The 15,315-nt window shown below is 32.9% G+C and carries 17 protein-coding genes; 10 read left to right on the top strand and 7 right to left on the bottom strand.

Annotation, left to right across the window (positions count from 1 at the left end):
• Window positions 1–105 precede the first annotated feature (105 nt).
• Entirely contained in the window at window positions 106–909 is an 804-nt protein-coding gene (locus WHC90_RS03585) for a helix-turn-helix domain-containing protein (protein ID WP_229664945.1), read from the top strand.
• A gap of 2 nt (window positions 910–911) precedes the next feature.
• Here the strand turns inward: WHC90_RS03585 and rlmH are convergent, their stop codons facing one another.
• Together rlmH and WHC90_RS03575 are read right to left on the bottom strand one after the other, a co-directional pair.
• Window positions 912–1,385: a 23S rRNA (pseudouridine(1915)-N(3))-methyltransferase RlmH gene (rlmH, locus tag WHC90_RS03580; protein WP_188599369.1), complete on the bottom strand. Its 474-nt coding sequence runs from the start codon at window positions 1,383–1,385 to the stop codon at window positions 912–914.
• Between the two features lie 18 nt (window positions 1,386–1,403).
• Window positions 1,404–1,844 carry a DoxX family membrane protein gene (locus WHC90_RS03575; RefSeq protein WP_188599370.1) on the bottom strand — a complete coding sequence of 147 codons (441 nt, stop codon included), beginning with the start codon at window positions 1,842–1,844 and terminating at the stop codon, window positions 1,404–1,406.
• Window positions 1,845–1,934: 90 nt separating this feature from the next.
• Between WHC90_RS03575 and nadC the strand changes: the two genes are divergently transcribed.
• From nadC to WHC90_RS03535, 8 genes are all read left to right on the top strand, one after another.
• Window positions 1,935–2,795 carry a carboxylating nicotinate-nucleotide diphosphorylase gene (nadC, locus tag WHC90_RS03570; RefSeq protein ID WP_188599371.1) on the top strand — a complete coding sequence of 287 codons (861 nt, stop codon included), beginning with the start codon at window positions 1,935–1,937 and terminating at the stop codon, window positions 2,793–2,795.
• A complete protein-coding gene (locus tag WHC90_RS03565) occupies window positions 2,795–3,367 on the top strand; it encodes a pentapeptide repeat-containing protein (protein ID WP_188599372.1) in 573 nt (190 codons plus the stop codon). Before nadC ends, WHC90_RS03565 begins: the two co-directional genes overlap by 1 nt.
• A gap of 96 nt (window positions 3,368–3,463) precedes the next feature.
• The gene (locus WHC90_RS03560) at window positions 3,464–4,408 is read left to right on the top strand and encodes a YihY/virulence factor BrkB family protein (RefSeq protein WP_188599373.1); all 945 of its coding nucleotides are present in this window, start codon (window positions 3,464–3,466) and stop codon (window positions 4,406–4,408) included.
• A 111-nt stretch (window positions 4,409–4,519) separates the two neighbouring features.
• Window positions 4,520–5,887, top strand: coding sequence for a histidine--tRNA ligase (hisS, locus tag WHC90_RS03555; protein ID WP_188599374.1), 1,368 nt, complete (start codon window positions 4,520–4,522; stop codon window positions 5,885–5,887).
• An 87-nt stretch (window positions 5,888–5,974) separates the two neighbouring features.
• A complete protein-coding gene (folE, locus tag WHC90_RS03550; protein WP_188599375.1) occupies window positions 5,975–6,670 on the top strand; it encodes a GTP cyclohydrolase I FolE in 696 nt (231 codons plus the stop codon).
• Between the two features lie 145 nt (window positions 6,671–6,815).
• The gene (locus tag WHC90_RS03545) at window positions 6,816–7,379 is read left to right on the top strand and encodes an RNA polymerase sigma factor (RefSeq protein ID WP_188599376.1); all 564 of its coding nucleotides are present in this window, start codon (window positions 6,816–6,818) and stop codon (window positions 7,377–7,379) included.
• On the top strand, window positions 7,348–7,956 hold the full coding sequence (locus WHC90_RS03540; protein WP_188599377.1) for a HEAT repeat domain-containing protein: 609 nt from the start codon (window positions 7,348–7,350) through the stop codon (window positions 7,954–7,956). The genes WHC90_RS03545 and WHC90_RS03540 overlap by 32 nt, the downstream gene beginning before the upstream one ends.
• 2 nt (window positions 7,957–7,958) lie before the next feature.
• Entirely contained in the window at window positions 7,959–8,918 is a 960-nt protein-coding gene (locus tag WHC90_RS03535) for a hypothetical protein (protein WP_188599378.1), read from the top strand.
• Window positions 8,919–8,983: 65 nt separating this feature from the next.
• Here the strand turns inward: WHC90_RS03535 and WHC90_RS03530 are convergent, their stop codons facing one another.
• From WHC90_RS03530 to WHC90_RS03510, 5 genes are all read right to left on the bottom strand, one after another.
• Window positions 8,984–9,193, bottom strand: a complete 210-nt coding sequence (locus tag WHC90_RS03530; protein ID WP_188599379.1) for a hypothetical protein — start codon at window positions 9,191–9,193, stop codon at window positions 8,984–8,986.
• 2 nt (window positions 9,194–9,195) lie between these two features.
• The gene (gene secA / locus WHC90_RS03525) at window positions 9,196–12,534 is read right to left on the bottom strand and encodes a preprotein translocase subunit SecA (protein WP_188599380.1); all 3,339 of its coding nucleotides are present in this window, start codon (window positions 12,532–12,534) and stop codon (window positions 9,196–9,198) included.
• A gap of 164 nt (window positions 12,535–12,698) precedes the next feature.
• Window positions 12,699–12,920, bottom strand: coding sequence for a DUF2795 domain-containing protein (locus WHC90_RS03520; RefSeq protein ID WP_188599381.1), 222 nt, complete (start codon window positions 12,918–12,920; stop codon window positions 12,699–12,701).
• Window positions 12,921–13,010: 90 nt separating this feature from the next.
• On the bottom strand, window positions 13,011–13,586 hold the full coding sequence (locus WHC90_RS03515; protein WP_188599382.1) for a cob(I)yrinic acid a,c-diamide adenosyltransferase: 576 nt from the start codon (window positions 13,584–13,586) through the stop codon (window positions 13,011–13,013).
• Between the two features lie 59 nt (window positions 13,587–13,645).
• Window positions 13,646–14,422 carry an O-methyltransferase gene (locus WHC90_RS03510; protein ID WP_188599383.1) on the bottom strand — a complete coding sequence of 259 codons (777 nt, stop codon included), beginning with the start codon at window positions 14,420–14,422 and terminating at the stop codon, window positions 13,646–13,648.
• Window positions 14,423–14,511: 89 nt separating this feature from the next.
• On the opposite strand from WHC90_RS03510, the gene WHC90_RS03505 reads away from it, so the two are divergent.
• The gene (locus tag WHC90_RS03505; RefSeq protein WP_188599384.1) at window positions 14,512–15,315 is read left to right on the top strand and encodes a polysaccharide biosynthesis/export family protein; all 804 of its coding nucleotides are present in this window, start codon (window positions 14,512–14,514) and stop codon (window positions 15,313–15,315) included.

Genomic DNA, 15,315 nt, shown 5'->3' with positions numbered 1-15,315 from the left:
ATTTTACTAGGAAGTCGTAGAAATGTCGGGTTAAAAATGAACAAAAAAATTTGTAAACTTAATTGGGTAAACTAACATTGCATGGAATTTAAAAACATACTTGTTATGAAACAACCAGAACTAGGAAAAAAGATTTTAGAGCTTCGCAAGCAAAAAGGATTTACTCAAGAAGAATTAGTAGAAAAGTGCAATATCAATGTTCGTACAATTCAGAGAATAGAAGCAGGAGATGTGTCTCCGAGGAGTTTTACCATCAAAGCAATTTTAGAAGTATTAGGGTTTAATTATGAAGAAGTTCTTGGAGATGAATACGTTCCTGGGAAATTCGATAAACTTTTAAGAATTAATCCCAATACGGTAAACAAACAATTAAACACTGCTTGGGTGTTTGGTATTGTCTATTTTATGGTAGGCTTTGTTGAGTTTGCTTTTGAATTTATGCAAGGATATTTTGAAAATCGATCGCTTTATATAATTTTTTATACGGTTACAAAATTAATAACAATTAGCTCTTTGTTTTTCTTTATTAGAGGATTTGTGATTGCAGGTTCTTTGTATAAAAATCATTTGTTACAAATGAGTTCATTTTTATTGTTGTCGGTTGCGGTATTATCAACCATAGCAGACATCACAACCTTGTTTGCCTTTGAAGAATTTTCTGGACTTATTACCGCATCAATTTTTATGTCGATGGGAGTTTTGATGGTGTTTTTTGGAGTTGCAATTTTAAGATTGAAAAATCAATTAGGAGATATTGCAAAGTATACTGGGGTTTTAGAAATAGTTACTGGAATTTGCTTTTTCACAATTTTATTATCACCTATAGGGGCATTTACACTAATCGTTGTTGAGATTTTAGAAATAATTTTGATTTACAAAGTAGCTTTAAGGTTAAAGAAAGTAGCCTAAAACTATTCATGATGATAGGGTTCATTTTTTAAAATGGTAAACCCACGATACAATTGTTCAACAATAAATAAGCGAATCATTTGATGGGAAAATGTCATTTTTGATAAAGAGATTTTCCCAGTTGCTTTTTTATAAACCGCATCAGAAAAACCATAAGGACCGCCAATGACCAACACCAATTGTTTGATACCCGCGTTCATCTTTTTTTGTAAATACTCAGAAAACTCCATAGATGTAAAATGCTTTCCTTTGTCATCAAGTACAATTAATTGATCAGTGTTTTGCAGTTTGCTTAGGATCAATTCACCTTCTTTTTCTTTTTGCTGTTCTTCACTTAGATTCTTTACATTTTTAATGTCAGGAATAAGCTCCAGTTCAAATTTAATATAGTGTTGCAGGCGCTTTTGATAGACCTCAATCAATTGATGTAAGTTTTTATCATCCGTTTTTCCGATGGCAAGAAGTTTAATTTTCATGACTGCAAAAATAGTTTTTTACTTTTTTAATAAAACAGAAAGTATTGCATTTGTTTTTTTATAGTCCCAAACCAATAAATAGATATTTGCTAAAAGCATCAAACTTGTTATAATCGGAGTGCCTTTAAAGCTCATAGAAATAACGATAAAATTAATGTTGATAATGATAGGCAGGTATAGTACTGCAGCTAAATAGGTGGTTCTTGGGATTAAAATTAATAGCGAGCATAAAAGCTGCATAAAGCCAAGATAATTCCAATAAAATCCACTTTGATATAAGGCTTCAAAGAAAAACCCAACTGGGTCATCCACTCCAATATTGGTAAAACGTTCTCCTAGTAATTTTTTTAGTCCAGAAGGAATAAAAGCAATGGATAAAAGAATTCGTGTAAACCAAGTAAAAATTTTATAAAACAACTTGTTTTTGATGCTATCTATAAAAATGGTTGCTGGTTTCATAAACTTTGGTTTCTAAATAGACGATTCATAATATATTTTGTTTCAATTGCTAAAAGGAATTGTTATTTTAGCACAACTAATTTAGTATAAATGATATCACAAGAACAATTTCAGACAGAATTAAAAATCATCATAACCAATGCGCTTAGAGAAGATGTTGGAAACGGAGATCATACCTCTTTGGCTTGTATTCCTGTTGAAGCAAAAGGAAAAGCAAAACTATTGGTAAAAGCTGATGGTCTAATTGCTGGTGTAGAATTTGCAAAGATGATTTTTAAACAGGTAGATGCTGATTTAAAAATTGAAACCTTGATTAACGACGGAGAAAAAGTGAAATACGGTGATATCGTTTTTTATGTCTCAGGACGTTCACAATCGATTTTAAAAGCAGAGCGATTGGTCTTAAACTCAATGCAACGTATGAGTGCTATTGCAACCAAAACTGGTTTTTTCGCCAATTTATTAGCAGGTACAAAAACCAAAGTATTGGATACTAGAAAAACCACACCAGGTATTCGAGCCATTGAAAAATGGGCTGTTAAAATTGGAGGAGGGGAGAACCATCGGTTTGCCTTGTATGATATGGTAATGATTAAAGACAATCACATTGATTTTGCTGGAGGAATTACAGCGGCAATCAATAAAACGAAAGCGTATTTAGCAGACAATCAGATTGATATTAAAATTATTGTTGAAGCGAGAAATTTAGAAGAAATTCAAGAGATTTTAAATTGTGGCGGTGTGTATAGAATCTTAATTGACAATTTTAATTACGAAGATACACGCAAAGCAGTTGCCTTAATTGGGGATAAGTGTTTAACAGAGTCATCAGGTGGAATTAACGAAGAAACCATTAGGAAATACGCAGATTGTGGTGTTGATTATATTTCTTCTGGAGCCTTAACACACTCGGTTTATAATATGGATTTGAGTTTAAAAGCAGTAGATTAATGACAGACAATTTCTTTGACAGTGAAACCTATTCAAAAGTTGATTTTATCAAAACCACTATTAAAAAAGGTGAATATGACAACTGTACATTTACCAATTGCAATTTTGAAAATGTACATGCGTCAAATATAGAATTTGTAGCCTGTGAGTTTATTGACTGTAACTTTAGCAATACTATTGTAAAAAATAGCGCTTTTAAAGATGTTCGGTTTGTACGATGTAAAATGATCGGTGTTAAATTTAATGAATGTGATCCTTTTTTGTTAGAGCTGGCTTTTAAAGACTGTCAATTAAATTTTTCATCTTTCTACCAGTTAAAAATGCCAAGGACTAAATTTAGTCACTGTAATTTACAAGAGGTAGATTTTACAGAATCTGATGTTGGTTTGGCTTATTTTGATACCTGTGATCTAAAACGAGCTATTTTTGAAAAAACCAACTTAGAAAAAGCTAACTTTATCACATCTGAAGGTTTTTATATTGACCCGGAAAATAACCGCATAAAAGGAGCAAAGTTTTCTAAAGAAAATATTGCTGGTTTGGTTATTAAATATGGAGTTGTGATTGAGTGATTAGGTTTTTAAGAGGTCACAGATTTAAAAACAATTTTTTTTAACATAAATTGAACTTTTGCAACTACCTTAAACTTTGCAACTCAGCAACAAAAAATGACAAAAGAAATAGAAGACAAACTAGAGAAGATCCCCATTATTAACATTGTGGTGCGATTTGGTAAAAAGATTAAGATTCCTGGCTTGCAAGGAATGTCTCTCTATGATGTGTTAGAAATGTATGTGATTGGGATTGTCAAGGGAGCGCTTACCACTAGAGCAGGAGGGATTGCCTATAGTTTCTTTATGGCAATTTTCCCATTTTTGCTATTTGTACTAACCCTTATTCCGTATATTTCTATTGATGGTTTTCAAGAAGGTTTAATGTCTTTGATTTCAGAAATCTTACCTCCCAAAACTTTTGAAGCCAGTCAGTTAGTTATAGAAGATATTATGAAGAATCAACAAGCAGGCTTGCTGTCTTTTGGTTTTTTAGTCTCAATTTTCTTAATGACCAACGGAGTCAATGCCATCTTTGGAGGCTTTGAATATTCGTATCATGTTAAAGAAGTTAGAAATGTTGTGAGAGCTTATGTCATTTCATTAGGCGTGTCTTTGGTCATGGCTTTTTTCTTAGTGGTTACTGTGGCTCTGATTATCTTTTATCAAATTGGCTTGGGGAAATTAATAGAAAATGGTTGGCTGGACGATGACATTTTTTGGCTGCAAGTAGGCAAAGGATTTTTGTTTGTAGCCATGGTTTTTACCATCGTTTCTATGTTGTATCATTTCGGGACTAAATCTGGCAAGCATTCTAGCTTCTTTTCGCCGGGTGCCATTTTTACCACCATCTTATCTATTTTTACTTTTTATTTGTTTAGTATTTATGTAACTGAGTTTTCTAAATACAATGAGTTGTACGGTTCAATCGGGACCTTATTAATATTGATGTTGTTTGTTTGGCTAAACGCCATTATCCTTTTGTTAGGTTTTGAGCTCAATGCGAGTATTTACAGTTTACGACGAAGAAATAAAACATTTACTCCACCTAAAAAATTGTAAGTTTTTCACGATATTTGTCGCGACAATTAACAATTATCAATTAACATGTATCAATGAGCAATACTAATTGGTAAATGATTACTGAACACTGAACACAGAACACTGATTTATATGAAACCAAGCATCCCAAAAGGAACCAGAGATTTTTCACCTACAGAAATAGCCAATCGGAACTATATTTTTAATACGATCAAGGCGGCTTTTGAAACCTTTGGATTTCAACCCATAGAAACCCCGAGTTTTGAAAATTCTTCTACGTTGATGGGAAAATATGGCGATGAAGGAGATCGTTTGATTTTTAAGATTTTAAATTCTGGTGATTTTTTGGCTAAAGCCGATGAAAAATTGTTGTCAGAAAAAGCTAGCTTACAAGTAACTTCTCAAATATCAGAAAAAGCGCTTCGTTATGATTTAACAGTACCTTTTGCACGTTATGTTGTGCAGCATCAAAACGAAATAACCTTTCCGTTTAAACGCTATCAGATACAACCTGTTTGGAGAGCAGATCGTCCACAAAAAGGACGTTTTAGAGAGTTTTATCAATGCGATGCAGATGTGGTGGGTAGCAAATCTTTGTGGCAAGAAGTTGAGTTTATTCAACTCTATGATACTGTTTTTAGTAAGTTGAGCTTGGCTGGAACGACTATTAAAATAAACAACCGTAAAATACTTTCTGGAATTGCCGAAGTGATTGGCGCCAAAGACAAATTAATAGATTTTACTGTGGCTTTAGACAAGCTTGATAAAATTGGTAAAGAGGGTGTTGTTAAAGAAATGATCTCAAAAGGAATTACAGAAGACGCTATAGAAAAAGTAAGTCCGCTGTTTGATTTTTCTGGATCAAATCAAGATAAAATAAGTTCATTAGAGAACATGTTGCAAGCCTCTGAAGAAGGGCTAAAAGGTGTAGAAGAATTGCGTTTTGTTTGCAATACAGTAGAAGAATTAGGGTTGCAAACAGCAAGCCTAGAAGTAGATGTAACTTTGGCAAGAGGTTTAAATTATTATACTGGTGCCATTTTTGAAGTTGCTGCACCTAAGGAAGTAAAAATGGGTTCAATTGGTGGCGGAGGTCGCTATGATGATCTAACAGGAATCTTTGGAATGCCAGATGTTTCTGGTGTTGGTATCTCATTTGGCTTGGACAGAATTTATTTGGTATTAGAAGAGTTAGGTTTGTTTAAGGCCGTTGAATTGCCAAAACCAAAAGTATTGTTTGTTAATTTTGGAGCAGCAGAAGCCTTGTTTTCTATGAAGGCAATTGCAGCACTGAGAAAAAACAATATCAAGTCAGAATTGTATCCAGACGATGCAAAAATGAAAAAGCAGATGAATTACGCCAACAAACGCGAAATAGAGTTTGTAGTGATTGTAGGATCACAAGAAATAGAAAAAAATGAATTCACTTTAAAAAACATGAAATCTGGAGAACAGGACACCTGTTCAATCTCAGAATTGGTTGCTAAATTGAGCTCGTAAAAAATAATACATCCATAGTTTTAATTTATAGAGAAATTAAAATAATACGTTGCAAACACGTAAATTTGCAAACTAATTAAGAAAGAAATGTTTGAAGTGAATAGCAAAATGAATGACGAAAGAGTTGAAGAAATAGGAGAAAACCACGTGGGTACATCGGCAAAAACGCCTTTGCGTGCGGATGCGTTTGATATTTCTAACGAAGAAAAAATTAATAGAATTCAAGAAAGTGTAAAAGATATTTTACAAACTTTAGGAATGGATTTAACAGACGATAGCCTACAAGGGACTCCTAAAAGAGTAGCTAAAGCTTTTGTCAATGAATTGTTTATGGGTTTAGATCCAGCAAACAAACCAAAGGCATCTACCTTTGAAAATAATTACAATTACGGAGAAATGTTGGTAGAAAAGAATATCGTTGTGTATTCTACTTGTGAGCATCATCTATTGCCAATTATCGGGAGAGCCCATGTGGCTTATATTTCTGATGGCAAAGTAATAGGTTTGTCAAAAATGAACAGAATTGTTGAGTATTTTGCCAAAAGACCTCAGGTGCAAGAGCGTTTAACCATGCAGGTGGTACAAGCTATGCAAGAAGCTCTAGGAACTGATGATGTTGCTTGTGTGATTGATGCAAAACACTTGTGTGTAAACTCAAGAGGAATAAAAGATATAGAAAGTAGTACGGTAACTGCAGAGTACGGTGGAAAGTTTAAAAACAAAGAAACCAAACAAGAGTTTTTGGATTATTTAAAATTGAATACAGATTTTAAGAATGTTTAAAAGGATATTCTTTTAAAAATAAAAAACGCCATTACGAAAGTAGTGGCGTTTTTGTTTTTATATAAAAATCTTTTCCTATTTTTTGAGACACAATACATTTTCTTACGTTATAAAGATGTAAGCTTAACCAAACAGTATCTTTTTTTTGAATCAAAAAGACATCATACAGAAATGCAAACAGAATGATTATGCAACTCAAATTGAGGTGTATAATGAATATAAAAACTTGCTGTATAATAGTTGTTATCGGATTTTAAAGAATAGAGAAGATACTGAGGATTTGGTACAAGATGCATTTATAAAAGGATTTGAAAAGATACATCAAGTTAATGATGATATGAATTTAGCAGCCTGGTTTCGGCGCATTGCAATTAATTTATGTTTTGATGAAATCAGAAAAAAGAAACATGTTTTCTCTATGGATGATTCAAAACAAATAGAAGCAGAGACAGAAGAACTTGAATTTGAGAATGCAGAAACCATTTCGATTGATTTTATCAAAGATTGTATTAGTAAATTAAAAGAAAAATATAGAGTAATAGTGGTATTGTACATGATTGAAGACTATACGCATAAAGAGATTGCTCAGATTTTACAACTAAATGAAAGCACGGTTAGAAACCAATATGTTAGAGGGAAAAATCAATTGATATCCATGTTACAAAAACAGCAAAAAAATGAATTTAAAAGAACACATTCAGCAACATAAAAACCAATTTGATTCGGAAGAAATGTCAGCAAGATCAGAAGTTCTTTTTAAGGAGAGACTTCAAACAAGCAGGCAGCAACCTAAGAAATCAAAAGTAGTGTATCTGCGTTTAATTGCTGTTGCAGCAAGCTTTGTATTAGTTCTGTCTATTTTCTTTTGGAATCAAAATTCAGTAGCGAATTCTAAAACATCAGAAGTGTTGGCTTTTTTAAATAATGAATCAGCCGGAAAACGCTTAGAAGGTGTGTATAAATTTGACGATGAATTTAAAAATGAAGATTCAAAAATAATAAACACCCTGATAGATATTTTACACAACGACGCCAATGCAAATGTAAAAATAGCTACGATAGACGCCTTGTTAAAATTTCCATCCAATGATACTGTAAGAACCAATTTAATAGCAGCTTTAAAAAAAGAGAAAACCCCTTTAGTACAAATAAAAATCATTAAATCATTAAGCTTTTTAAGAGAGAATCGTGCACAAAAATCTCTTGAAGAACTTATTGATAATGAACAAACATTTCCAATTGTTAAGAGCAATGCACTCTTAGCTATGAACCAATTAAAAGAATAATCATGAAACATATAAGCACCCTACTAATCATCGCATTTTTAACTGTTTTAACCTTAAATGCTCAGGAAAAGAAAATTAAATTTAATAAAGGAACCTTAAAAATATGTTCTACTAAAAACTTCACCATTGAAGGTTATGATGGAAATGAGGTGATCATAAAAAGCCTACATGACACGAAAACTACATTTACCAATGCTAGAAATTTGAATACAGGAGTTGTTTTTAGCACAGGAGTAAAATTAAATGGGAATGCATCCCAATCTAATAGAAATAATATTCCTGTTGTTACTAACATAAAATCAGATTCTCTTCGAGCTAGTTATGTCTTTTTTTCAAATAGAAATGAGAGTAAAAAAGAAGGCTTAAAAAGACTAGGAAAAAAACAAGAAAATAAAGACTTAGGAATATATTTTACCATTGAACAAAAAGATGGCGAATTGGTTTTTAAAGACGCAGCCTCTGGTCAGTTTGTAATGCTAAACAATGAGCGTTATTTAATTAAGATTCCAAATTCAATCAAGCTAAATTGGGATACTAGTAATTGTAAAAGTGAGAACTCTAAATATGCTGTTTTTTATTCAAATAAAGCATCTTCATTGTCTAATTTTAATGGAGAAGTTGAATTAACAACATCGTTAAATAATTTTAAATTAACCGATGTTACAGGGCCTGTATCGATCAATTCAATAGGAGGTAATGTTACCGTAGTATTTGATAAAAAAGCTCCTTTAAAACTATATTCTGTTTATACCAATAATGGCTTTATTGATGTTACAATGCCTGCTAACTCTGATGTAAATGTAGAAGCAAATGGATCTGCAATTTATAGCGATTTAGATTTTAATATTTTACAGGAGAGTGAGGCTGATGGTCAACAACAAATGAAGTTAAAGCTTAAGCGCGGAAAAGTAAAAATGAAACTCGAAGCTAGTCTGGGAACGGTGTATTTGAGAAAAAAATAATAATATTTATGCATAAAAAAGCCGATACAAATTGTATCGGCTTTTTCTGTTTTATAAAGAAGCGATTACTCTTTTAAACTTTTTAGTCTTCTAATTCCGGTGTACAAAATCAATCCGCCAAAAAATAAATTAAATAAAATATAGATCCACTTGCTTTCTGTTTGTAGGGAGAAAATCAAATAGTAAATTTCTTGTTCATTAAAAAGGGCGTAAAAACCTTTAACAACAAAACTGATTCCTATTATAAAGTAGATATATGGGATTATTTTTTTCATGATTATTTTACTAATACCCATTCTCCTTTTTCTATCAAAGGAATGGCTTGTTTGTATTTTAACTCTTGTTCTTCACCGCTCATTACATTTTTAATTGTAACACGCTCGTTTCTACCAATCTTTGGTTGATCTCTAGTAATGGTTTCTACAGGTGCTTGCTCTTGCTGTCTAGAGTTGCTTATAGCTTGCTCTGTGCTGTTTTGTACATCAGCCTTACTAACGTTTAAGCGCTCTCTTTTTTGTTGGTGAGCTTCAGAAATTTGTGAATTTCCTTGATTTGGAATTTCTCCTTTAAATAAGAATGACAACACTTCTTTATTTACAGAGTCGATCATTTGTTTAAACAATTCAAAAGCTTCAAACTTGTAAATTAACAAAGGATCTTTTTGCTCATAAGATGCGTTCTGAACAGAACTCTTTAACTCATCCATCTGACGTAAGTGGTTCTTCCAGTTTTCATCAATTATGGCTAGGGTAATGTTCTTTTCAAAATCTTTAATCAGCTCTTTACCTTCTGATTCATAAGCTTTTTTAAGGTTTGTAACGACCTGTAAGCTTTTAACACCATCAGAAAAAGGGACTACAATTCTTTCATAACGATCTCCTTCATTTTCAAATACATCTTTAATTACAGGATAAGCTGCAATCGCGCTATTGGTAATTTTATCTTGATAATGTTTGTAGATAGCCTCGTACAATGTATCAATCAATTCTTGCTCTGGTAATTTTTTAAATTCCTCTTCAGTAAACGGTGAAGTCATAGAAGACAAGCGAATCAATTCAAATTCAAAATTTTGATAATTATTGTCGATTTTATTTTCATTAATCAACGCCTGACAGGTATCAAAAATCATGTTTACGATATCAATTTTTAGGCGATCTCCATCCAAAGCATGACGTCTGCGTTTGTAAACAAACTCACGTTGTGAATTCATAATATCATCGTACTCTAACAAACGTTTACGTATGCCAAAGTTGTTTTCTTCTACTTTCTTTTGTGCTCTTTCGATCGATTTGGTAATCATAGAATGCTGAATCACTTCGCCTTCTTTTAAGCCCATTCGATCCATCATTTTTGCAATTCTATCCGATCCAAAAATACGCATCAAATTGTCATCCAAAGCAATATAAAACTGAGAAGAACCAACATCACCTTGTCTACCGGCTCTACCTCTTAACTGTCTGTCTACTCGACGAGAATCATGTCTTTCTGTACCGATAATTGCCAAACCTCCAGCTTCTTTAACTTCTGGACTAAGTTTAATATCAGTACCACGACCAGCCATGTTGGTAGCAATGGTTACTACACCAGGCTTACCAGCTTCGGCAACGATGTCTGCTTCTTTTTTATGCAATTTTGCATTTAAGATATTGTGAGGAATGTTTCTCATTTGTAACATTCTACCAAGTAGCTCAGAAATCTCTACAGATGTAGTTCCGACCAATACTGGACGTTTCTGATCAACTAGGGTAACAATGTCATCAATCACTGCATTGTATTTTTCACGAGTAGTTTTATAGACTAAATCTTCTTTGTCATCTCTTTGAATTGGACGATTTGTAGGAATCTCTACAACATCCAATTTGTAAATTTCCCAAAGCTCACCAGCTTCGGTAATCGCAGTACCTGTCATCCCTGAAAGTTTTCGGTACATTCTAAAGTAATTTTGAAGTGTTACCGTTGCAAAAGTTTGAGTAGCGTCTTCAATTTTTACATTTTCTTTAGCTTCGATAGCTTGGTGTAGTCCATCAGAATAACGACGTCCATCCATAATACGACCTGTTTGCTCATCGACAATCTTTACTTTGTTGTCCATCACCACATACTCCGTGTCTTTTTCAAACAATGAGTAGGCTTTAAGCAATTGGTTCATGGTATGAATTCGTTCACTCTTAATACTAAAGTCTCTGTAAAGTTCTTCTTTGTGTTTTGCTTTAATTTCGGCAGCTTCTTGGCTGTTGTCAATCTCACCAATTTTTACACCGATATCTGGTAGGATAAAGAAATTATCATCACTGGTTTTTCCTGATAAATGAGCAATTCCTTTGTCTGTTAAATCAATAGAGTTGTTTTTCTCTTCAATGGTATAATACAATTCTGCATCAACTTCTGGCATTAACTTATTGTTATCAGCCATATAGTGATTTTCTGTCTTTTGCAACAGAAGTTTAATCCCTTCTTGAGATAAAAACTTAATCAGTGCTTTGTTTTTTGGGATTCCTCGGTATACTCTAAGTAATAAGAAACCTCCTTCTTTGGTGTTGCCCTCAGAAATTAATTTTTTAGCCTCTGCAAGTACTCCTACTAAATAGTGACGTTGTAAGTTTACAATATCATTTACTAAAGGCTTTAGTTCATTAAACTCATGTCTATCACCTTGAGGTACTGCACCAGAAATAATTAAAGGAGTTCTGGCATCATCAATCAAAACAGAGTCAACCTCATCAATGATTGCATAATTTGGTGCTCTTTGAACCAATTCTTCTTTGGTATGAGCCATATTGTCTCTCAAATAATCAAAACCAAACTCATTATTGGTTCCGTATGTGACATCAGCATTATATGCTTTTCTACGTGCGTCAGAATTTGGCTCATAGTTGTCAATACAGTCAACACTAAGTCCATGGAACTCTAATAATGGTCCCATCCAAGCAGCATCACGTTTTGCCAAGTAATCATTTACTGTTACCAAATGCACTCCTTTACCTGTTAAGGCATTGAGGTATACAGGTAGGGTAGAAACCAAAGTTTTACCTTCTCCAGTCATCATTTCGGCAATTTTCCCTTGATGCAATACAGACCCTCCAATTAATTGAACATCGTAATGGACCATATCCCAAGTAACTTCTTGTCCAGCAGCATCCCAAGAATTAGACCAAATAGCCTTATCATCTTTTAAGGTTACCAGATCTTTCTTAGCAGAAATTTCTCGATCAAAAGGAGTTGCTGTAACAACTATTTCAGAATTTTCTTTAAAACGTCTTGCTGTTTCTTTCATGACAGCAAATGCTTCTGGCATGATCTCGTTTAAGATAGCTTCTGAAGCTTCGTAAGCGCGGTCTCTTAAGGAATCGATTTCGCTATAAATACTCTCTTGTCTATCAATCTCTGCAGCCAACGCTTCTTTTTCTAAAACCTCGATTTGAGAATCGTAGGTAGCAGTTGCCTCTTTGATTTTTAATCTAAACTCATCTGACTTTGCCCTTAGCTCATCATTAGATAAAGCTAAAAAAGCATTTTCAAAAGCATTTGTTTTTGATACAATAGGTTGTAGTAATTTTAAATCTTTTTGTTGTTTGTCTCCTACAAATATTTTTAAGACAGAGTTAAGTAAGCTCATTGTTAATGTGTTATGTATAATTCAATTTGTTAAAACCGAAAGTAATTGTCTAGATTTCTTGAAGAATATTATGTTTTTTTTACTGACTAATATGCCCGTTTTATAGAGATTAAATATACACAAAAAAAAAGCCTCAAATGAGACTTTTTATTGTTAATATTTTTCTAATATTCATCTTCATTCCAAAGATAATCTTCTTCAGAAGGATAGTCGGGCCAAATTTCCACTATAGAATCATAAGGTTCTCCTTCATCTTCAATGTCTTGCAGATTTTCTGCGACTTCTAATGGAGCTCCTGTTCTAATAGCGTAATCTATCAATTCGTCTTTAGTTGCTGGCCAAGGGGCATCTGCTAAATAAGATGCTAATTCTAGAGTCCAATACATTTTTAATCGTTTAAATTTTGTGCAAAAATAAAATTAAAATTGATATAACCAAGGTTTATTTGATAAATCTCTGTCAATAAAATAAAGAACTTAATTTTCTTTTTTAGGAATCCAAGGAATTTCCTTTGCTGATAAGTCTTTAGTCAACTTTCGTGCCAATACAAAAAGGTAGTCAGAAAGTCTGTTTAAATAGGTTAATATGTCTGAGTTTATTGTTTCTTCTTCATTTAATTGTGTAACCAGGCGTTCTGTTCTTCTACAAACACAGCGAGTAATATGACAGAATGACACCGTTTGATGTCCTCCAGGTAAGATAAAGTTGGTCATAGGTGGAAGCTCTTCATTCATGCGGTCAATTTCGTCTTCTAAAAAAACAACGGTCTCGGGTTGTATTTTAGGAATGTTTAAACGCTCCTTTCCGTTTTTTAGAATTTCTTTATCTGCAGGTGTGGCTAACATGGCACCTAAAGTAAATAACTCATTTTGAATTTTAAGCAAAGCGTCTTTTTGTTCTTCAGATATATTTTGGTCTCTAATAAGTCCGATGTATGAATTTAATTCATCGACAGTTCCGTAGGATTCAATTCTTAAATGATGTTTCGGTACTCTTGTGCCACCAAATAGGGCAGTGGTTCCTTTATCACCGGTTTTAGTGTATATTTTCATGGTATAATTTCTCTTTTCAATTCAAAGTTACAAAGGTTCTTTTAATAAAAAGCAATCGCTTAGACTCTAATTGTAAAATGTTCTTTTTCTTGTTCTTTTCTAAAGAAAACGAGCCCCCACTGAAAGGTGTCTATAGTAACTTTAACTTTTGGGTGCTCTTTGATATACCGCCAAGCTTTTTCCATTTCTGGACTCCAATGAATATCATCAAAAATAAAAACACTATCGTTATGAGCTGCTTGTAAACACTGTTCAAAATAGTTTATGGTTGGCTTTTCTTGATGATTTCCATCAAAATAAATGAAATCAAAAGTATTGTTTAGTAGAACTGCGTTAAGGGTTTCTTTAAAATCACCAATAACAATGTTAATGTCTTTAAATTCAAAATCAGTCAATTGTTGTTCTGCTATTCTTGCAGTTTCTGGGCAGCCTTCTAAACTTGTGATGATTGCTTTAGGTGCTCCTAGTTTCATTGCAGCCGTGCTCAAACCTAAAGATGTACCAATTTCTAGAATTTTTGTTGGCTTTAGATAGTTGGTTAGTTGCATTAAAAGTGCCGCTCTTTTGTTTGAGACTCCAGCATATTTTGCAATCAAAGAGATTGGTCTTGCTGAGCTTGTAAAGACTTTAGAACCAGCTCCGAAATCTGTTACATTGATTATAGACTTGTTCCTTTTTAAGCTTTTTTTATATTCAACAAAAACACTAAACTTTTCTTGAAGCTGTTTTTGGTACAGGCATTTTGTTGTTAAATCAAAAACAAAAGGCGAGTGAACACCATGCTGATTGGTTGATTTTAATAAGAAAATAAGGTACGCTTTAATTTTAAAAAACATAATTCAAGTTATTAATGGCGAAAATAATAGAAAAATTACAAGAATAAACTTAGAAAAATTATATTTGTGAAATCAAATGAGATTTTGTTATGTTGAAACGCTTTTTATTACTTGCCTTTATAATTTTATTTGCTTCCTGTGTTCCCCAAAAAGATTTAGTGTATTTAAATGGCGACCCAACAACTAAAACTACGATTAAAAAAATAAATGACGCCCCATACAGATTGCAGGTTGATGATGTTATTAGTATAGATATTAAATCTGAAAAAAACGAGAAACTAGTCGCGTTCTTTAAGAAAAATGTAAGAACAACAAATACAGTGAATAACAATACAGATCAAGGGTATTCAAATCAAGATGAAAGAATAGAAGGGTATAGTGTTAGCAAACACGGAACCATTCGATTGCCTTATATTGGAGAAATGAACGTTCTGGGGTATACCACTAAGGAAGTACGATTAAAGTTAGAGCAAGAAATTTTAAAATATTTTAAAGACCTAGGAGATATTTTTGTTTCTGTTGATTTAACAGGGATTAAATATACCATTATAGGTGAAGTTGAATCAACGGGGCCTAAAGTTATTTTTCAGAACAGAATTACTATTTTTGATGCTGTTTCTTTTGCTGGAGACATTCCCTTGACTGGAGATAAAAAAAATATTGAGGTTTGGAGGAATTCTCCTTCAGGACCTAAACGTTACCTTATTGATCTAACAGAAGCTTCTGCATTTGATTCTGAAGTTTTTTACATTTTACCAAATGACATTATCAATGTAAAACCGCTAAAGCAAAAATCTTGGGGTACTGGAACAACAGGTTTACAATCCTTAACGACCATTATCTCTGTTTTCTCTTTGGTGACAACAACTATTTTATTGGTTCGAAATCTATAA

The organism is Polaribacter pacificus, from assembly GCF_038024035.1.
In the GTDB taxonomy this organism is placed as follows: domain Bacteria; phylum Bacteroidota; class Bacteroidia; order Flavobacteriales; family Flavobacteriaceae; genus Polaribacter; species Polaribacter pacificus.
The sequence above is the reverse complement of the archived record's forward strand: the minus strand, read 5'-3'. Positions and strand labels throughout refer to the sequence as shown.